Raw genomic sequence first — 19,402 nt, forward strand, 5'->3', positions numbered from 1 at the left:
TTCGGCTGGTGACACTCGATCCCAAGCAGCAGTGCACGTCGCAGTGTGTCACTCGATGCCGGCGAGGGGAAGGCGCAAAAAATAATGCGCCTTGCAAAGGGCCGCATGAATCCGACCGACACGGTCGCTTCATCGACGTGCCTGCCCGCGACCCGGCAACCGGCTTTTCCGGTTCCTCTCAAGGAGATCGAGTAGATGATCATCGACACCAGCTGTTACCCGACGAATCTCGTCGACCTCGCGTGGCGTCACGACGGCCCGCCATTCACCGGCGAGCGCCTGATCGAGACGATGAACGGCCCGTTCCTCATCAACGGCAAGCCGCGCCGCGTCGACAAGGCGTTCATCCAGCCGCCGCAAGGCAACACCATCTATACGTATACCGACGGCGAGAAGACGGGCACCGAATCGATCGACGCGTACATGGCGTACACGGTCGAGATGGTGCGCAAGCATCCCGACCGCTTCATCGGCTGCTTCGTCTACAACCCGCGCTGCGGCGTGGAGAACGGCGTGAACGCGATCGATCACTACGTGCGCAAGCTCGGCTTCAAGATGGTGCAGTTCCAGGCCAACATGCACGCGTATCGCCCCGACCGCGCGCTCGACTGGCTGCGCCCCGCGCTGAAGAAATGCGCGGAACTCGGCGTGCTCGTGAAGCTGCATACCGGCGACGGCCCGTACAGCATCCCGACCGAGTGGGTGCCGATGATCAAGGAATTCCCGACCGTCAATTTCATCATGGCGCACTTCGGCGTGCAGACGGGCGGCGTCTACTGCTTCGAGCCGTTCCAGCTCGCGATGGATCTGCCGAACGTGTACTGCGAATCGGGCTGGTGCCTGCAGTCGCGCATCGTCGAATTCGCGAAGGTGCTGCCGAAGCACAAGATCCTGTTCGGCTCCGACACGCCGCCGAACGAGCCGGGCATGTGGCTGCGCCTGCTCGAAGTGCTGTGCTTCGAGCCGCCGCAGGGGATGAATCTCGACGAGGACACGCTCGAGGATTACCTCGGCAACAACACTGCGCGAATGATCGGCCTCGAACCGACGCCCGCGCCGCGCACCGTCGACGAAGCGAAAGCGTTGCTCGCCGCCTGACACCCGCGCCCCTCATTCCCGATTCCGGAGCATTGCATGATCATCGATACGCACCTGCACCCGACCAACCTCGTCGACGAAGCGTGGCGCCACACCGGCGAACCGTTCACCGGCGAACGCCTGCTGAAGATGATGGACGGCCCGTACATCATCAACGGCAAGCCGCGCCGCATCGACATGGGGTTCATCCAGCCGCCGCCGGGCAACACCGGCTATCGCGACGGCAACCGCCGCGGCCGCGACGGTATTCGCGACTACATGGCGTACATCGCCGAGCTCACGCAGAAATACCCCGACCGCTTCATCGGCAACTTCACGTACAACCCGCGCTGGGGCCCGGAAAACGGCGCGGCGGAACTCGAGTTCCACATCAAGGAGTACGGCTTCAAGATGGTGAAGCTGCACGCGAACATGCACGGCTACCGGCCCGATCGCGCGCTCGACTGGCTGCGCCCCGCGATGAAGGTCTGCGCGAAGTACAACATCGTCGTGCTGATTCACACCGGCGACGGGCCGTACACGATCCCGACGCAGTTCTACCCGATCATCCGCGAATTCCCGATGGTGAACTTCATCATCGGTCACTTCGGCATCCAGACCGGCGGCAACTACTCGTTCGAGGCGTTCTGGATGGCGATGGATACGCCGAACGTGTATTGCGAATCGGGCTGGTGCTACCAGGCACGGATCGTCGAGTTCGCACGCGAGCTGCCGCGCAACAAGATCGTGTTCGGCACCGATTCGCCGCCGAACGAGCCCGGCATGTGGCTGCGCGAGCTGGAAATGCTGTGCGGGCCCGCGCCGCAGGGGATGGATCTCGATGAAGACGGCCTCGAGGATTACATGGGCAACAACATCGCCCGCCTCGTCGGCATCGAGCCGACCAAGCCGCCGAAGGATCTCGACGAAGCGCAGAAACGCCTGACGGCGACCTACGTGTAACGCGCCGCCCGCCGGATCGCGCGCTGGCGCACGCACGTGCGCGGTCCGGCCTGTCGCGGCTGCCGTTTCCCTTCCCGTTCCGCTTCCGACGGAGTGCATCATGGCGTCCAGTCTTTTCGCCGAGCAGCAGGATTTCCATCACTTCGCGAACGCGTATCGCGAACGTTTCCCGGACGACGTGCTGACGATTGCCGAGCCGCTGTCCGCCGACCAGGACGTCACCGCCGTCGTCGCATCGCTCGCCGCGCGCGGCCGGCACGAGATGCTCGTCTGCGAGCGCGTCGACGGTCTTGCGACTCCGCTCGTCACCAATGTATTCGCGTCCCGCCCCCGTATCGGCCGGCTGTTCGGCGTCGATGCGAACGGCCTGTTCGACGCATGGCAGCAGCGCGCGAACGCACCCGTCGCGCCGGTCGTCGTGCCGCACGGCCCGGTGCTCGATCATGTCGTCGAAGGCGATGCGGTCGATCTCGCGCAACTGCCGATGATCCGCCACTTCGAAACCGATCGCGGGCCATACGTCACCAACGCGGTGATCGTCGCCGAAGATCCGGTGACGGGCGTCGCGAACCTCAGTTACCACCGCTCGATGCCGCATGCGCGCAATGCGCTGGCGACGAGCCTGCATTCGCGCGGCCATCTGTGGCGGATGCTGCAAACCGCGAAGGCGCGCGGCGACACGCTCAAGGTTGCGATGGTGATCGGCGCGCATCCGCTGTTCATGCTCGCGGCCGCCGCGCGCGTGCCGTTCGGCGCCGACGAGCGCGCGATCGCCGGCGGCCTGTTCGGCGCGCCGTTGCAGCTCGTGCGCACGCCGCGCCACGGCATCGGCGTGCCGGCGGCGGCCGAGTTCGTGCTCGAAGGCACGATCGATCCCGACGCCCATGCCGAAGAAGGCCCGTTCGGCGAATTCACCGGCTATTCGTCGGACCGCTCGACCAACAACGTGCTGCGCATCGACGCGATGATGCGGCGCAACGATGCGTGGCTCGTCGACGTGGTCGGCGGCCCGTATGCGGAACATCTGACGCTCGCGCGGCTGCCGCGCGAAGCCGAGATGAGCGAGAAGCTGAAGGCGCGCTTTCCGGCCGTCACCGCGATCCACTATCCGAACTCCGGCACGCACTTCCACTGCTACGTCGCGCTGAAGCAGACGCGCGACGGCGAGGCGCGGCAGATCATGCTCGCGATGCTCGGCTGGGACCCGTACCTGAAGAACGTCGTCGCGGTCGACGCCGACGTCGACATCACCGACGACGCGCAGGTGCTGTGGGCGATCGCCACGCACTTCCAGCCGCATCGCGACCTGTTCGTCGTCGACGGCCTGCCGGGCAGCCCGCTCGATCCTTCGTCGTCGGCCGACGGCACGACGTCGCGAATGGGCATCGACGCGACACGCGGCTCGCGCTTCGACGGCATACGCGCGCGCGTCGGCGACGCGGCGATGCAGCGCGCCGCGCACGTGATCGCGCAGCTTGGCGGAGCCGCGCGATGAGCACGCGCCGGCTCGTGGTCGGCATCAGCGGCGCATCCGGCTTCGTGTACGGAATGCGGCTGCTCGCGCTGCTGCGCGAACTCGACATCGAGACGCATGTGGTCGTGTCGCGCGCGGCCGCACTGACGATGGCGCACGAGACCGATTTCAAGCTGTCCGACGTCACGTCGCTCGCGAGCGCGCTGTACCGCAGCGACGACATCGCCGCGCCGATCTCGAGCGGCTCGTTCCGCACGCTCGGGATGATCGTCGCGCCGTGCTCGATGAAGACGCTCGCCGAGATCGCGACCGGCTTGTCGTCCGGCCTGATCTCGCGCGCGGCCGACGTCGTGCTGAAGGAGCGCCGCCGGCTCGTGCTGCTCGCACGCGAAACGCCGTACACGCTCACGCACCTGCGCAACATGGCCGCCGTCACCGAGATGGGCGCGATCGTCGCGCCGCCGGTGCCGGCGTTCTATGCGCGCCCCGCTTCGCTCGACCAGATGATCGACCACACGCTCGGCCGCGTGCTCGACCTGTTCGACCTCGATTCCCGCACCGTCCATCGCTGGAAAGAAAGCGAATCCCGGCCCAATCCGCAGCCCAACCGACTCAACGGAGACGCATCATGACCCACATCCACACCACCCACAGCGACGTCGAAAAGATTCCGGTCACCGTGCTCACGGGCTTTCTCGGCGCGGGCAAGACGACGCTGCTGAACTACATCCTGCGCGAGAAGCACGGCCGCAAGATCGCGGTGATCGAGAACGAGTTCGGCGAAATCGGCATCGACGGCGGCCTCGTGCTCGAATCGACCGAGGAAATCTACGAGATGACCAACGGCTGCGTGTGCTGCGTCGGCGCGGTGCGCGAGGATCTCGTGCGGATCGTGCGGATGCTCGTCGAGCGCCCCGACCGGCTCGATCACATCATCGTCGAGACGAGCGGCCTCGCCGATCCGTATCCGGTCGCGCAAACCTTCTTCCTCGACGATCCGATCGCGAAGGAAGTCGCGCTCGACGCGGTCGTCACGATGGTCGATGCGAAGCATATCCGCGCGCACCTCGACGATCTCGTGCTCGACGGCCGCGACAACCAGGCGGTCGACCAGATCGTCTGCGCGGATCGCATCGTGATCAACAAGGTCGATCTCGTCGAGTCGCCGGACGTCGATTCGCTGACCGCGCGGCTGCGCGAGCTGAACACGACGGCCGAGATCGTCACGTCGAGCTATGCGCAGATCGATCTCGACCGGATTCTCGGCATCGGCGCGAACGAGTTCGCGCAGATCCTCGTCGAGAGCGACGGGCTGCACGCCGATACGCCGCATGCGGACGAGCACGGTCATGACGAGCACGACGACCCTGCGCACGCAGAACACGACGCGCACGCCCACGCTCACGACGAAGATCACGACCACCACGAGCACGACGAAAGCGTGTCGTCGGTCGGCATCGAAGTCGACGCCGACGTCGATCTCGACGCGCTCGAAGCGTGGCTCGGCGAACTGCGCAGCGCCGACACCGCGAACCTGTTCCGGATGAAGGGCATCCTCGCCGTGCAGGGCCGCGCGCAGCGCTACGTGCTGCAGGGCGTGCACGGCGTGATCGAACTGCGCGCCGCGCAGGCGTGGGGGTGCGAGCCGCGCTCGTCGCGCATCGTTTTCATCGGCCGCGATCTCGATCGCGCCGCGCTGACCGACCGTTTCCATGCCTGTCTCGCCGCATCGGTCGCGGCCTGACGGGACGCCAGGCGGGCGCGATGCGCCCGCCCGATAACGAACATCAGGAGACACGCCCATGAACTCTGCCTCACATCCCGTCGATCGGGTCCTGCCGCGCCGCCAGATGCTGACGCTCGGCCTGCAGCACATGCTCGTCGCCTATATCGGCGCGATCGCGGTGCCGCTGATCGTCGCGTCGGCCTTGAAGATGTCGCCCGCCGATACGACCGTGCTGATCAGCACCGCGCTGTTCTGTTCCGGCATCTCGACGATCCTGCAGACGGTCGGCGTCTGGAAGCTCGGCGTGCGCCTGCCGATCCTGCAGGGCGTCGCGTTCAGCAGCGTCGGCCCGGTGATCGCGATCGGCCTGACGCCGGGCGTGGGGTTCGCCGGCGTGTGCGGCGCGGTGATCGGCGCGGGCATCATCACGACCTTCGCGGCGCCGCTGGTCGGCCGGCTGCGCCGGCTGTTCCCGCCGGTCGTGACGGGCTGCATCGTCACCGTGATCGGGTTGCAGTTGTTTCCGGTCGCGTATCAGTGGGCCGGCGGCGGCGATGCGGCGAAGCTGCAGTTCGGCGAGCTGTCGTTCCTCGCGGTTGCGCTCGTCGTCGCGGTCGTGATCCTCGCGGTCAACCGTTTCGCGAACGCGTTCCTGCGCAACCTGTCGGTGCTGATCGGGCTCGTCGCGGGCAGCCTGCTCGCGATCGCGCTCGGAATGGGCAACTTCACCAACGTCGCGGCGGCGCCGTGGTTCACCGTGCCCTACCCGTTCCACTTCGGCACGCCGGTGTTCGCGATCGTGCCGGTGCTGACGATGGTCGTCGTGATGATCGTGCAGATGGTCGAGTCGATGGGCCTGTTCGTCGCGATCGGCGACATCGTCGAGAAGCAGGTGAGCGAGGAGGACGTCGTGCGCGGGCTGCGCGCGAACGGTGTCGCGAGCGCGATCGCCGGCACGTTCGCCGCGTTCCCGTTCATCGCGTTCATGGAGAACGTCGGGCTCGTGATCCTGACCGGCGTGCGCAGCCGCTGGATCGTCGCGGTCAGCGGCGTGCTGATGTGCGTCGTCGCGCTGGTGCCGAAGATCGGCGCGATCGTCGCGTCGACGCCGTCCGCCGCGCTCGGCGGCGCGGGTATCGCGATGTTCGGCGTGGTCGTCGCGGCCGGCGTGCAGACGCTCGCGAAAGTCGACTTCGAAAACAACCGCTACAACGTGCTGATCGTCGGCTTCACGATCGCAACCGCGCTGATCCCGGTGATGGCGCCGAAGGTGTTCGCGCACATGCCCGACTGGACGCAACCGTTCCTGCACAGCGGCGTCGTGCTCGCGTGTCTCGTGTCGGTGCTGCTCAACGCGCTGCTCAACGGCGTGCCCGCGGCCGAACCGGTCGAATCGCACGCACACGCCGACGCCGCGCACCGCAGCCCGATGGCGCGCGAGTGCGACTGACCGGCCTTGCGCCGCGCGCGGCATCGTGCCTGCGAGCGGCGCATGACCGGGAACAATCATCCGAATCCGAGGAGACCCGACCATGAGCCTTCCTTCTTCTTCGCTGCTGATCCGCAACCCGATCGCGGTCATGAGCGGCCGCGCCGGTGACGCCGCGCGGCTCGGCCAGGCCGACCTGCGCATCCGCGACGGCCGCATCGAATCGATCGCGCCCGGCCTTGCGCCGCTGCCCGGCGAGCGCGTGATCGACGCGAGCGACTGCGTCGTCTATCCGGGCTGGATCAACACGCACCATCACCTGTTCCAGAACCTGCTGAAAGGCGTGCCGGCCGGCATCAACGCCGATCTGCAGGAATGGCTCGCGGCCGTGCCGTATCCGCGCGTCGCGCGCTTCACGCCGGAACTCGCGCGCATCGCCGCGCGGCTCGGCTTCGCGGAACTGCTGCTGTCGGGCGTGACGACCTGCGCCGATCACCATTACCTGTATCACGCGGGCGGCACGACCGAAACGGGCGACCTGCTGTTCGACGAAGCGGCCGGCTTCGGCATGCGCTTCGTGCTGTGCCGCGGCGGCGCGTTGCAGGCGGCCGGCGATCATCCGGGTTTCGCCGGCACCGCGCTGCAGCCCGAAACGCTCGACCAGATGCTCGCGGACATCGAACGGCTGAAGGCGCGTTATCACGATGCCGGCAGCGCGTCGATGCGCCGCGTGGTCGTCGCGCCGACCACGCCGACCTTCTCGCTGCCGCCCGACCTGCTGCCCGAAGTGGCGCGCGCGGCGCGCGGCATGGGCCTTCGGCTGCATTCGCACCTGTCGGAGACGACGCGCTACGTCGACTTCTGCCGCGAACGCTACGGCAAGCTGCCCGTCGAATTCGTCGCGGAGCACGAATGGCTCGGCCCCGACGTATGGTTCGCGCACCTCGTGCACCTCGAACCGAACGAGATCGCGATGCTCGCCGATACGGGCACCGGCTGCTCGCACTGCCCCGTCAGCAACGCACGGCTCGGCAGCGGCATCGCGCCCGCGCCGCGCATGGCGGCGGCCGGCGTGCCGGTGTCGCTCGGTGTGGACGGCGTCGCGTCGAACGAATCGGGCAGCATGACGCACGAGGCGAATTTCGCGTGGCTCGTGCATCGCGCGGCGCACGGCGCGTCGGCGACCACGGCCGAGGAAGTGCTGCACTGGGGCACGCAGGGCGGCGCGCGCGTGCTCGGGCTCGACGCGGTCGGCACGCTCGAAGTCGGCCAGGCCGCCGATCTCGTGCTGTACGACGTGAGCGGCCCGCGCTTCAACGGCTTCCACGACCACGCGATCGCGCCGGTCGCGGCCGGCGAACCGGCGCCCGTGAAGTACAGCATCGTGAACGGCCGCGTCGCGGTCGACAACGGCGAGATTCCGGGCCTCGACCTGCCCGCGCTGCGCCGCGCGGCCGCCGATGCCGTGCGGCAACTGCTCGACTGAACGCAGGCCACGCGATGAATCCGCGCATCCGCATCGGCATCCTGACGCCATCGTCGAACACCGCGCTCGAACCGCTGACGACCGCGATCGTCGCCGGTCTGCCGAACGTCAGCGCGCACTTCGCGCGCTTCACGGTGACCGAGATCGCGCTGAGCGCGGACGCGCTCGACCAGTTCGACGCCGAGCGCATTCTCGTCGCGGCGCGGCAGCTTGCGGATGCGCGCGTCGACGTGATCGGCTGGAGCGGCACGTCCGCTGGCTGGCTCGGCTTCGAGCGTGACGCCGCACTGTGCCGCAGTATCGAGAAGGCCACCGGCATTCCGGCGACGACCTCCGTGCTCGCGCTCAACGAATTGCTCGAGCGCACCGGCGTGCGGCGGCTCGGCCTCGTCACGCCGTATCTCGACGACGTGCAGCAGCGCATCGTGCGCCAGTACGCGCAGCTCGGCATCGAGTGCGTGGCCGAGCGCCATCTCGGGCTGCGCGACAACTTCAGCTTCGCGGAAGTGCCCGATACGCAGATTGCCGCACTGATGCGCAATACCGCGCAGGCGCGGCCGGACGCGGTCGCGACGTTCTGCACGAACCTGCATGCTGCGCATCTCGCCGCGCCGTTCGAGCAGGCAACCGGGATCCCGGCCTACGACACGGTGTCGACGGTGGTGTGGAAGGCGTTGAGGATGGCGGGCGTCGATACGCGCGTGTTGACGCGGTGGGGGAAGCTGTTCGGGATGGGTTGAGCGGCGGCGGAGGCCGGCCGCTGCCCGGGAGGCCGGCGGCGCGACGCCACCGGAATCGACGGCCCCGCATACGCCGGGCCGAATGCGCGAACACGCCCGGCGCCTGCCGCGCCGGGCGTGCCGGATCATCGCTTGTCGGCTTCCTCGACGAAAATCTCGAACCACGCGTTCATGACGGCCCAGAAGTCCACCGGCTCGAGTTCGGTCGGGTTCTCGTGCCACCAGATCCGCCCTGCGTCGCTGCCGTCGCCGGCGCTGTCGCGCAGGTCGAGGCACAGATAGTCGCCGCCGCCATTCTGGAATACCGTCCACACGAGATCGGGGTTCACGCCCAGCTTGCGCGTCTCGTCGGCCGTCAGGTCGAGCTTGTCGGTCAGCGCGGTCTGATCCCCGATCGGCAACGGGCCCATCGAGTTGGCCGGGAAAAAAGTCCAGCCGTTGTGCGTGAACTGGTAGAAGCTGCGCAGATCGTCGGGCAGCGCGCGCCAGAGCGGCATGTCGTCCGAGACGAGATCGCCGAGCGGCGGATGGCCGATGAAGAAGTTCAGGTCGTCCTGTTCGACCGTGTACGGATAGAGCAGGCAGAGGTCGCCGTTTTCCTTCTGGAAAACCGCCGGACGCCGCAGCTTGTCGGTGAAGAACTGCTCGACCGCCGGCAGGCGGCCGGCGACGCCGGCCCACATCTTCCCGAGCCAGTTGCCCAGCGCGGCATCGGGCGTATCCAGCAGCACGCGCCATGCGGTCGGCACCGGCACGTCGGCGGGAATCTCGTTCGACGCCAGCCACACCTGGCCGCGCAACTTGAAGCGCTTCAGTTCGGCCGTGTAGGTCGCAGCGGATAGCTCAATCATTGCCATTCACCCTTGAATTCGTGATCGGGACATTCTACTTCGGCTGATTGCCGAGCAAATCGTTGATCTGGTTCTGCAGCATCGTGCGGTTGTCGGCTTCGCGCTGCATCATCTGCTGCCGGAATCCTTCATCGACCTTGATGCCGCCCTTCTTGTATTCGGTCCACTCGGCATAGGACTTCGAGCCCTTCGACGTGTTCGCCGTCTCGCTCAGGCCCGTGAAGTTGTCGGGATTGTTGAGGACCTTGACCTGGTCGTCGAACGGCAGATCCTTGAATCCGGGCATCTCCGTGATCTCCTTCATCGACACGATGTGGTCCGCATGCAGCGGCTTGTCGATCGTCAGGCCCGGCAGCGCGGGATCCTTCATGCCCGGTTCGTAGTTTTCGTTGACCATCTTCTGGATCTTCGAGCTCGGCGTCTTGGCGCGAAGCTGGTCGTACAGCGTGCGCGGCACGCCCTTGGTCGTGACCCGGACGTTGCCGCCGTTGGCGCCGAGCGTGTTCGGCTCGATCTCCACCTTGGTCCGGTTCAGCACGTCGACGGCGTTCTTCGCGGCTTCCGTGTCGGCGCCCTTCGCGCCCAGCCCGAGCAGCGCGAATCCCGCGACGCCGACCATGATGTCGCCGTAGCCCGGGCCCAGCGATTCGCCCCACGAATGGAGCGCATTCAGGCCGACGTTGGCGCCGATCACGGTGCCCGCGAACAGCGCGGTGGCGCCCAGTCCGGCCGCGAGCGCCCCCAGCCCGGCCGCGCCGAGCGCGACGAAGCCGAGCACTTCGAGCGCCGTCTCGAACATCGCCTCGGTATCGTGGATCTCCACGACGGTGACCGTCTCGCCGCCGACCGTCACGTTGTCGCTCGCCGTCTTGATGGCCGCGCCGCATTCCATCTTCATCGACAACCGGGCCATCGGCTTGCCGTTGACGGTCACGGTTCGCGAGCCCTGCGCAATCAGCAGCCGCGCCTGCGGGAAATGATTGAACGGCAGGCCGTTGCATTCGTCCGCATAGTCGAGCCCGGCGCGCAGCGCCGAGCGATTGTTGACCGTGACGTTCGTCGATCCCGGATGAAGCGTGCCGGTGGTCGGACCAGGCAGATTGGCCGCCTTCTGGATGCCGCGCACCAGCGCGCCGCCGGCGAGGCCGCCGCCCGCCACGCAGCCGCCGATGATCGCGACCAGCGCGAGGCCGCCGGTGGCCGCGGTCGCCGTCACGATGGCCGCGGCGACCACCGCGCCGACCACGGCGCCCGCGATCATCCCGAGCAGGCCGAAACCATGCCCGATCTCGTCGCCCATACGGGCGGCGCGCAGGGCCGCCTCGGCACCGCTCATGACGACGCGCCGTCCGGCCGCGCGGCGGACTGCCGCCGCAGATGCGCTTCGATGTCCTGCAGCGATACCAGCGGCGGCACGCCTTCCACGGCGCTGACCGCATCGAGACGGCGCCGCAACTCGAGCCCCGTGTAGCCCGGATGGGGGCGCAGCTCGTAGCGCCCGTCGGCCTTGAACAATCCCTGGCGGCTGTGCTTGACGATCGCCGGCTCGAGCGGCGAGCCGTCGCTCGCGAAGAACACCCAGTCGTGATTTTCGACTTCCCGCGCGCTGATCCGCTCGCACGCCGCGCGAAGGTCCGGATAGACGCGCAGCACGCGCGTCTTCGCCGACAGCGCGAACACGTGCGGCAGGCTTTCGTGCGCGGCCGCCGGCGCAGCGGCTTCATCCGGCTCCGGCGGCATCACGGCGAACGACGACAGAATCGACGTCCAGGCGGGAACGTGCCGCTCGAAATCTTCCACGCGCGCATTGAGCGTGAACACCAGCATCGCCTCGTCGAGCCGGACCATCGCCTGCCGCTGCCGCAACACGGTCTTGTCGCTGCGCCACTGATAGTCGAGCATCAGGCCCGGCAGCCCGCCGATCGTGACGGGCTCGCGCGCGAGCGGCTTGTAGCCGGGAAACTGACGCTTGAAGGCCGCCTGCTGCGCGTCCGCGTACGCGCCGACATCGTCGAGCGGCGTGTCGTAGTCGCGCGTCACCACGAAGGCCACGTCCTTGCGGCCGGACGCGTCGGGCAGATGAAACACGTTCATGGTCTGGTCGCGCCAGCCGTCGGGCAACGCCATGCGCCCTTCATGCAATCGGTAAACCACCATTCCGTTCTTCCTTTCCTTGATCCGCGCGCATGCGCCGGGGCCGCGCGTTATTTCGCCTTCTCGCCGAAGCCGACGCTCGACAGGCAATCGGGGTTGCGCTCCGCGAACCCGAACACCAGTTCGCCCCAGGCCGTCTCCGAGCGGAACGTCGTCTCCTCGTTCGGCGAGCGGCCCGACGGCGCGCCGGCGATCCGCATCCCGGCGAAACGCGCCTTCACGTCCTCGCGGCCGACGCAACGACCGGACAGCGTCAGCGTGAGCGCGCCGCGCGCGTCCCCTTCATTGCTCGTGCGCAGCACGACGCGCTCGATCTGCGTGCCGTCGTCGAGTGCGATCGGGCCGCGCTCGCCGTTGCTCCAGAACGTGAAGTATTCGTTGCTCGATTCGGTGCGGGCGAACTTCGTGTGGAGCAGGTGCTCGACGGGCTCGCGCTGGATCGGCTGATGCGCGCCGATCTGGTCGATCACCTGCCAGAGACTGAGTTGAACGGTTGTGTGCATCTTCTTCGATCCTTCCGAACAAGCGGGCGTCACGCCCAGCGACAGGGCAAGCAGCAGCGGCGCGACGATCGCTGCGCCGCGGCCGCGCCTAGTGGGACGGGTAGTTACGGTCATACCAGCTTCCGTAGTACGTTTGATAATTGACATACTGTCCATTGACCGGCACCGACGCATGCTCCCCCGTGCCGTACACATGGCCGATGGCGGCACGCGCCGCGTTCGCGTCGCCGTTCTGCACGAACTGGTTGTACGCGGCGTTGTAGGCCGGCGCATTGGCGGGATCGCCGGCGATGTGGATGTCGGGGCCGCCGTGCGTGACGATCTCGCGCTGCACCTTGATGTTGTTCATGGTCGCCGCGCCTTCGTCCGCCAGTTCGCTGTTGACGTAATTCGTCTTGGTCGAATAATCCGGCACGCCCTGATACAGCGCGTGCCCGGTTTCGTGCGCGAGCCCCTGGACGACGGCCTGGGGATTCCCCCGTTCGCTGCCGTCGATCACGATCGTCGGCGGCTGGCCGCTCTTGTTCGTGGAGGAGCCCTGATTGGCCGGCCCGTACTGGATATGCCAGCCGTCCTTCTGCAGTTTCGCGATGTCGCGTTCGAGCGTCGGCGACTTCGCGGCGAGTTGGTCGACGCCAGCGCCCAGCCCGGTCGCCACGGCCTTCTTCGGCGCGCCTTTCGCGTGCTTTTTCCCGTGCGCCGGGGCGGCGGCCGCCGCCCCGCCCCCTCCACCGCCGCCGCCTCCACCGCCCGCGGCGGGCGCCGCGAGATCCTGCGCGGGCGCGGCCGGGTCGGTCACCGGCACGAGCGGCGGCGATGCCGGCCCGGTCGCGCCGTCGGGATTCAGGTCGACGCTTTGCGAACCCAGCACGACCACGCGCGTGCCGTCGAGCACGATCTCCCCGTTGGCCGACAGCGTGATCTTGGCTTTCCCGCATTCGAGCACGATCGATTGGGAGCCCTTCACATGCACGTGCTGCGTATCGGATTCGATCTGCACGGGCCCCTTCGCCTTGAGCGCCATGTGCTGTTCCTGCGCATGCAGGATCACCGCCGTCTTTGCGGTGTGCTGAATATGCTCGTCCTGCGACTGCACCGAAATCGCCTTGCGCACGATGCTCGCGTGCTGGCCCTGCGTGACGACGTTCGTCTGGTTCGGGCCGTTCACCACCGTCACGTGATTGTTCTGGACCGTCGTGGCCATATCCTTCTGGCTGTGGATATTGACCAGTTCCTCGCCCTTCTTGTCGTGGATCACGACCTCGCAGAATCCGCCACCGCCCGGCGTGGAGTTGCTGTGAAAGCCCATCTGGTGCGCGCCGTCGGGCAACGCATAGGGCGGCGTCTGCTCGGCGTTGAACATCCGGCCGACGATGATCGGCCGATCGGGATCGCCGTTCAGGAAATCGACGATGACTTCCTGGTTGACGCGCGGAATCGCGACGGTACCCCAGCCCCGCCCGGCCCACGGCTGCGACACGCGAATCCAGCAGGAACTCTCCTGGTCGTTCTTGCCGTAGCGGTCCCACGGAAAGTGCACCTTGATCCGGCCCATCCCGTCGGTGTGGATCTCCTGCCCCTTCGGGCCGACCACGATCGCGCTCTGCGGCCCGGGCATGACCGGCTTGTCATGCCGGCGCACCGGACGATACGGAATCTTGCTGCGGATCAGCGTCAGCGTGTTCCTGAAGCTGCCGGGCTGCGCCGACGCATCGTCGAAATTGTTCTTCGCGTCGATCTCGAGCCCGACGACCAGGAATTGATTGTCGTCCTGCTTGGCCGGGTCGAACCAGAAGTGCCCGTCGATCTTGAACTTGCGGCCGACCGTGAGCCCGCGGCAGCCGGATTCGCCGCGGAACACCTTGGCCTGCCATTCGAACACTTCGAGCCGGCGCTTGGCTTCCGCCTCGCCGTCGCTGGTGTCCTTGTACGCGAATGCCGAACTGCCGTCGTACACCTCGAGCTTCGGCGCGTTGCCCTGGTCGGCCAGCGTCGGCAGCTCGACGTACGGCCGGCTCTTCGGGTGCTTGTAGTCGAAGGTGTGCAGCGCGACCACGCCGGGCTGGGTTTCCCGGCTCGCCGACAGCGCGGTCAGGCGGTCCGCCTGCTGCACGCCGCTCGCCGCGTTGTAGGTCACGACAGGATCGTGCGCCTGATCGGGGCACGACGCCGAATCGTCGGCGATCACGAGCGTGTGACCGTCCTGCCGATATTCGAAGTAGTAGAACAGCCCATGGCGCTCGAGCAGCCGGCTGACGAAGTTCAGGTCGCTTTCCTGGAACTGGACGACGTAGTCCTCCGGCTTCGGCTCCTGCTTGATGTGCGTCTGGTAATCGACCAGCGCGCCGTAGTCGGCGAAGACCTTGCGCAGCACGTCGAGCACCGTGACCTGCTGATAGATCCGGCTGTTGACCCGTTTGCCGAGATACCAGAGCCACGGCACCAGCTCGCCGCGATAGTGCGCGATGCCGCCATCGTTGCGCTCGAAACCGAACCGGACCAGGTAGCCGTGTATCTGCCGTTCCGATCCGTCCTGGAGCGCGATGTTCACGGTGACGGCCTGGTTCAGCACATCCTTGAGATCGATCGACGGGTTCTGCGTGATCAGGTCGAGCGTGTAGCGGGGCATCTCCGACAGCGCTTCGCCGCCCTTGATCGCCGCGATCGACAGTGCCCGGTTGCCGGTCAGCGACGACTGCAGGCGCAGCAGCCGCGTCGTCTCGCTGAACGGCAAAACCGAGGCGTGCGTGCCGGGCTGGGCCTGCGTCTGGCCGGGCATGAAAAACTGCGGTGCGGAGGCAAGATCGGAAAGCGGTTGCCCGGCGAGCGGGTGATCGTCGACGGACGGCGCGGCAGCCGCGGATGCAGCCGGCAACGCCGACGCGGTCGCGCCCTGCAGGCCGGACAGGGCGCCGGACGCGAGCTGACCGGCGAGCGGATTCAGCATGCCGGCCGCCGGCGCGGCCATCGATGCGGCGATCTGGGCGGGACTACCGCCGGCGGCCAGCGCTTTCATCACGGCCGATGCGGTTGGCGCGATCTTGCCGGCCACGGGATTCGCCGCCGCCGCCATCTGCATCGCGCCCGAGGTCAGCGCGCCGGCAAGCGGAGACGATCCCGCGGACTCGGCTATCCCGGCGATTCCTGGCAACTCTTTCATGGGCCCTCTCGCTTTCTATTCTCGTCACCACGACGCATGCGGCGCGGTTTTACTACATATCGATGTCCGAAATATTAATTTCGAAATGCATCTTCGACGGGACACTCTTCACGGCTTTTTTGTCATGCCTGCAATCGCGTTCGCCAACCGGCGGACATTCGAGAAAATCAGTATTTTCCGCGGCCTGTTTGTTTTTTTCTGGGCGGCGAATCGCTGTCCATCACGACAGGCGGCGCCATCATAACGGCATGTTTCAGGCGAGTCCATACCTGTCAAATAGCATGTTCACTCGAATATTTCCGGCTGACCGGCCGCGCCTTCCCATCGTTGCCTGCCGCGACACAATACGAGTAATTTTGACATTGCTGCCGCGCAATACGGGATAAATTACCGATATGCCAGATAACCGCATGCCGGTGATTTAAAAACAAATCCTTTCGTGAAAAAGCGCAACGTCGCCGCGCTTCACGTACTTTCTTAAGTTCCGGCATTGTCGAACACGCAATCGGGTTTCACGGGCCTCTTTTCGCGCGCGCGATTTACGCGTTTCGGGAATGCGCCCGATCCGATTTTCGCTGCCGAATATGTCGCCTTGCGGTACGACGCTCATGAAGCCCGATACGTACCCCGGGCAAAGGGCAGCGCGCCGCGCAACCCCGATGCGCCGCCGGCTTGGCGGCAAGAATCGCCGTTTCCGCGCGCCGCGGACAACCGTCCGGCGTACGCGCGGCCATCGGGGGTATCCTTGGGCTCTGAATGGCTCGTGCATCGCTCCGAAAGCGGCCCGTCCGCCCAACCACCCTATCTCGCCACCCTCCATGGATTTCGACGTCATCGTTCTGGGCGCAGGCATCGTCGGCGTCTCCGCCGCGCTGCACCTGCAGGATCGCGGCCACAAGGTCGCCCTCGTCGATCGCGGCCCGCCCGGCGAAGGCACCAGCTTCGGCAACGCGGGGCTGATCGAGCGCTCGTCGGTCGAACCGTATCCGTTCCCGCGCAGCCCATTCACGCTGATGCGCTACGCGCTGAACCGCTCGACCGATCTCTACTGGCACAGCGCGTCGCTGCCTGCGTTCGCGCCGTGGCTCGCCCGTTTCTGGTGGGAATCGGCGCCGCTGCGTCATGCGGCGGCGTCGCGCGACATGCTGCCGCTGATCGAGCGCTGCATCGTCGAGCACGACGCGCTGATCGCGCGGGCCGGCGCCGGCGCGCTCATCCGCGCGAACGGCTGGCTCGAAGCCTTCCGCACGCCGGCCGCGTTCGAACGCGGCGTGGCCGAAGCCGGCCTCACCGCGCGCCGTCACGGGCTCGGCATTACGCCGCTCGACGCGGCCGCGCTGCTCGCGCACGAACCGAGCCTCGCGCCCGGCTTCTGCGGCGCGCTGCACTGGCTCGATCCGAAAAGCGTCGTCGATCCGTCCGAGCTCGTCAAAGCGTACGCACAGCTCTTCGTGCAAGGCGGCGGCACGCTGCTCACCGGCGACGCCGCGAGCCTCGACGCGCTGTCGCCCGGCTGGCAGGTCACGACGCAGGACGGCACGGCCGCCGCGCCGTCCGTCGTCGTCGCGCTCGGCCCGTGGTCGGACACGGTGTTCGGCAAGTTCGGCTACAAGATTCCGCTGCGCGAAAAGCGCGGCTATCACATGCACTACGCGCCGTCCGCGCGCGGCATGCCGTCGGCGCCGATCGTCGATCGCGAATACGGGTACGTGATCGCGCCGATGCGGCGCGGGCTGCGGCTGACGACCGGCGTCGAGATCGCGCGGCGCGGCCTGCCGCCGACCGGCGTGCAGCTCGAACGCGCGGAACGCATCGCGCGGCCCGTGTTCGGCTTCGGCGAGCGGCTCGACCCGCAGCCGTGGCTCGGCTTCCGGCCGTGCACGCCCGACATGCGCCCGGTGATCGGCCCCGCGCCCGCGCATCGCGGGCTGTGGTTCGCGTTCGGGCACAACCATCACGGGCTGACGCTCGGCCCCGTCACTGGCCGCCTGCTGGCCGAGATGATGACCGGCGAAACGCCGTTCACCGATCCCGCGCCCTATCGCGCCGACCGCTTCTGAAGGTTCGAGGTGTGAATGCGCGCGCTCAGTCGAGCGCGCGGCCGAAGATGCGGATCACTTCGTCGAGATGCTCGGCCATCGCGCGGCGCGCGGCCTCCGGGTCGCGCGCGCGGATCGCGTCGAGGATCGCGCGGTGTTCGAGTTCCGACCGGTGCGGCATGTCGTTCGGCATGTACAGCGATTGCAGCCGCTGGAACATCAGGTCGTACTTGTGCGCGAGCAACTGCTTGATCATCAGCGCGTACGCGGGGTTGTCGCTCGCTTCCGCGATGCGGATATGGAACAGCCGGTCGCCCGGGTGCGTGAGCGAGCCGCTGCGGTTGTCTTCCTGGTTGCGCAGGAATGCGTCGTGAATCCCTTCGATCTGCGCGTCCGAGCCGTGTTTCGCGGCGAGCGATGCGGCTTCCGGCTCGATCAGCCGGCGCGCCTGCAACAGCGCGAACGGCGGGATTTCGGTGTCGAGATCGAGCGCGATGCCGAGTTCGGGATCGATCTCGACGATCGTGAAGGGCGCGGCCTTCGCATCGGGTTCGGGCTCGGGCGCGGCAGCCGCTTCGGGATGGCGCACCTTCACGCCGTCGCCGACGCGCACGCTGACGAGCCCGCTCACTTCGAGCGCGATCAGCGCCTCGCGCACCGACGTGCGCGACACGCCGAACTGTTCGGCCAGTTCGCGCTCGGGCGGCAGATAGCTGCCCGGCGGGAAATCGCCGGACTCGATCATCGCACTGAGCTTGTCGGCGATCTGCTGGTAAAGGCGGCGGTTCTGAATCGGCTGGATGGACATACGTTGATGCAGGTGATCGGTTGCATTGCGAACGGTCTGACGAATCGGGCAGACCGTCCGCGCCTATTTTATATGCCGCGCTTCGTCTCGCCCGGCACCACGTAACAACGCGCGGCGGTGCCGCCCCACAGCGCGTTGCGCTCGGCCGGCGACAGCCGCGCTTCGGCCCAGCGCTCGACCAGCGACGCGACCTCGTCATACGACGCGGCAAGCAAACACACGGGCCAGTCCGATCCGAACATCAGCCGCTGCGGGCCGAACGCGTCGAGCGCCGCGTCGAGGCATTGCTCGATGTGCCGGATATCCTGCGCGCGCAACCCGCGCCGCCAGTCGGTTTCGGTCACGAGCCCCGACAGCTTGCACGCGACGTGCGGCATCGCGCCCAGCTCGCGCAGCGAAGCGCGCCAGCGCGCGAGCGCCGTGTCGTCGCGATCGAATTCGGCGAGCGCGGGCTTGCCGGCATGATCGAGCACGAGCCAGTGCGCGTCGTGCCGCGCGCAGAACGCGCGCACGTCGGGCAACTGGCGTTCGAACACGAGCACGTCGTACACGTAATCGTTCGCCTGCAACCACGCGACACCGCGATTGAACGCCGGGTCCGCGACGAACGCGCCGGCATCGGCTTCGTCCTGCACCTGATGCCGAAAGCCGCGCAGCTTCGGGCTGGCCCATTCCGCGACGCGCTCCGCGAGCTGCGGCGCGCCGAGATCCTCCCAGCCGACCACCGCCGCGATGCGCGCGTCGTCGCGTGCGAGGTCGAGCAGGAATGCCGTCTCGTCGCGCCCGGCGCGCGCCTGCACCGCGATCGATGCACCGAGCGCCTGCGCGTGCATCAGCGGCCGCAGCGCGTCGGGCAGGTAGTCGCGCGCGAGCACGCCCATGCCGGGGCCGATCCACGGATAGTCGGCCGCGCGATAACGCCAGAAGTGCTGATGGGAATCGATGCGCACTGCGCCCATGGTGTCCTCGTGTTCGATCGCCGCGGAGGCGGC

Annotated in this window: 17 protein-coding genes; 10 read left to right on the plus strand and 7 right to left on the minus strand. The window is 67.4% G+C overall.

Features of this window, described 5'->3' with window-relative positions; all coding sequences use genetic code 11:
* Window positions 1-195 precede the first annotated feature (195 nt).
* The 8 genes from BBJ41_RS25070 to BBJ41_RS25105 all read left to right on the plus strand — a co-directional run bounded on the left by BBJ41_RS25070 (window position 196) and on the right by BBJ41_RS25105 (window position 8,895).
* Window positions 196-1,098 carry an amidohydrolase family protein gene (locus BBJ41_RS25070; RefSeq protein WP_069748941.1) on the plus strand — a complete coding sequence of 301 codons (903 nt, stop codon included), beginning with the start codon at window positions 196-198 and terminating at the stop codon, window positions 1,096-1,098.
* 36 nt (window positions 1,099-1,134) lie between these two features.
* The gene (locus BBJ41_RS25075) at window positions 1,135-2,040 is read left to right on the plus strand and encodes an amidohydrolase family protein (RefSeq protein ID WP_069748942.1); all 906 of its coding nucleotides are present in this window, start codon (window positions 1,135-1,137) and stop codon (window positions 2,038-2,040) included.
* Between the two features lie 100 nt (window positions 2,041-2,140).
* Window positions 2,141-3,535, plus strand: coding sequence for a UbiD family decarboxylase (locus BBJ41_RS25080; RefSeq protein WP_069748943.1), 1,395 nt, complete (start codon window positions 2,141-2,143; stop codon window positions 3,533-3,535).
* Complete coding sequence (locus BBJ41_RS25085; protein WP_069748944.1) at window positions 3,532-4,146, plus strand: UbiX family flavin prenyltransferase; 615 nt, start codon at window positions 3,532-3,534, stop codon at window positions 4,144-4,146. Before BBJ41_RS25080 ends, BBJ41_RS25085 begins: the two co-directional genes overlap by 4 nt.
* The gene (locus BBJ41_RS25090; RefSeq protein WP_069748945.1) at window positions 4,143-5,258 is read left to right on the plus strand and encodes a CobW family GTP-binding protein; all 1,116 of its coding nucleotides are present in this window, start codon (window positions 4,143-4,145) and stop codon (window positions 5,256-5,258) included. Before BBJ41_RS25085 ends, BBJ41_RS25090 begins: the two co-directional genes overlap by 4 nt.
* A gap of 58 nt (window positions 5,259-5,316) precedes the next feature.
* The gene (locus tag BBJ41_RS25095) at window positions 5,317-6,690 is read left to right on the plus strand and encodes a nucleobase:cation symporter-2 family protein (protein ID WP_069748946.1); all 1,374 of its coding nucleotides are present in this window, start codon (window positions 5,317-5,319) and stop codon (window positions 6,688-6,690) included.
* A gap of 82 nt (window positions 6,691-6,772) precedes the next feature.
* The gene (locus tag BBJ41_RS25100; RefSeq protein ID WP_069748947.1) at window positions 6,773-8,155 is read left to right on the plus strand and encodes an amidohydrolase family protein; all 1,383 of its coding nucleotides are present in this window, start codon (window positions 6,773-6,775) and stop codon (window positions 8,153-8,155) included.
* A 14-nt stretch (window positions 8,156-8,169) separates the two neighbouring features.
* Window positions 8,170-8,895, plus strand: a complete 726-nt coding sequence (locus BBJ41_RS25105) for a maleate cis-trans isomerase family protein (RefSeq protein ID WP_069748948.1) — start codon at window positions 8,170-8,172, stop codon at window positions 8,893-8,895.
* A 125-nt stretch (window positions 8,896-9,020) separates the two neighbouring features.
* Here BBJ41_RS25105 and BBJ41_RS25110 read toward each other — a convergent pair whose 3' ends face one another.
* Genes BBJ41_RS25110 through BBJ41_RS25130 form a run of 5 tightly spaced genes read right to left on the minus strand, consistent with a single transcriptional unit; the run spans window position 9,021 to window position 15,350 of the window.
* The gene (locus BBJ41_RS25110) at window positions 9,021-9,746 is read right to left on the minus strand and encodes an SMI1/KNR4 family protein (RefSeq protein WP_236872145.1); all 726 of its coding nucleotides are present in this window, start codon (window positions 9,744-9,746) and stop codon (window positions 9,021-9,023) included.
* A gap of 34 nt (window positions 9,747-9,780) precedes the next feature.
* Window positions 9,781-11,082: a PAAR domain-containing protein gene (locus tag BBJ41_RS25115; RefSeq protein ID WP_069748950.1), complete on the minus strand. Its 1,302-nt coding sequence runs from the start codon at window positions 11,080-11,082 to the stop codon at window positions 9,781-9,783.
* Window positions 11,079-11,903 carry a DcrB-related protein gene (locus BBJ41_RS25120; RefSeq protein WP_083281967.1) on the minus strand — a complete coding sequence of 275 codons (825 nt, stop codon included), beginning with the start codon at window positions 11,901-11,903 and terminating at the stop codon, window positions 11,079-11,081. The genes BBJ41_RS25115 and BBJ41_RS25120 overlap by 4 nt, the downstream gene beginning before the upstream one ends.
* Window positions 11,904-11,950: 47 nt before the next feature.
* On the minus strand, window positions 11,951-12,517 hold the full coding sequence (locus BBJ41_RS25125) for a hypothetical protein (protein WP_156814866.1): 567 nt from the start codon (window positions 12,515-12,517) through the stop codon (window positions 11,951-11,953).
* Window positions 12,492-15,350 carry a type VI secretion system Vgr family protein gene (locus BBJ41_RS25130; RefSeq protein WP_167362215.1) on the minus strand — a complete coding sequence of 953 codons (2,859 nt, stop codon included), beginning with the start codon at window positions 15,348-15,350 and terminating at the stop codon, window positions 12,492-12,494. Before BBJ41_RS25130 ends, BBJ41_RS25125 begins: the two co-directional genes overlap by 26 nt.
* Between BBJ41_RS25130 and BBJ41_RS41255 the strand changes: the two genes are divergently transcribed.
* Both BBJ41_RS41255 and BBJ41_RS25135 read left to right on the plus strand, forming a co-directional pair.
* Window positions 15,349-15,807, plus strand: coding sequence for a hypothetical protein (locus BBJ41_RS41255; RefSeq protein ID WP_167362216.1), 459 nt, complete (start codon window positions 15,349-15,351; stop codon window positions 15,805-15,807). The two genes, BBJ41_RS25130 and BBJ41_RS41255, sit on opposite strands and share 2 nt — an antisense overlap.
* Before the next feature lie 574 nt (window positions 15,808-16,381).
* The gene (locus BBJ41_RS25135) at window positions 16,382-17,623 is read left to right on the plus strand and encodes an NAD(P)/FAD-dependent oxidoreductase (RefSeq protein WP_069748954.1); all 1,242 of its coding nucleotides are present in this window, start codon (window positions 16,382-16,384) and stop codon (window positions 17,621-17,623) included.
* Window positions 17,624-17,648: 25 nt separating this feature from the next.
* Here the strand turns inward: BBJ41_RS25135 and BBJ41_RS25140 are convergent, their stop codons facing one another.
* Window positions 17,649-18,410 (minus strand): FadR/GntR family transcriptional regulator, encoded by a 762-nt coding sequence (locus BBJ41_RS25140; protein WP_069748955.1) that lies wholly within the window; start codon window positions 18,408-18,410, stop codon window positions 17,649-17,651.
* Between the two features lie 68 nt (window positions 18,411-18,478).
* Window positions 18,479-19,369, minus strand: coding sequence for an L-fucono-1,5-lactonase (locus BBJ41_RS25145; RefSeq protein ID WP_069750367.1), 891 nt, complete (start codon window positions 19,367-19,369; stop codon window positions 18,479-18,481).
* Window positions 19,370-19,402 lie beyond the last annotated feature (33 nt).

The sequence above is a fragment of the Burkholderia stabilis genome (assembly GCF_001742165.1).
Lineage (GTDB): Bacteria > Pseudomonadota > Gammaproteobacteria > Burkholderiales > Burkholderiaceae > Burkholderia > Burkholderia stabilis.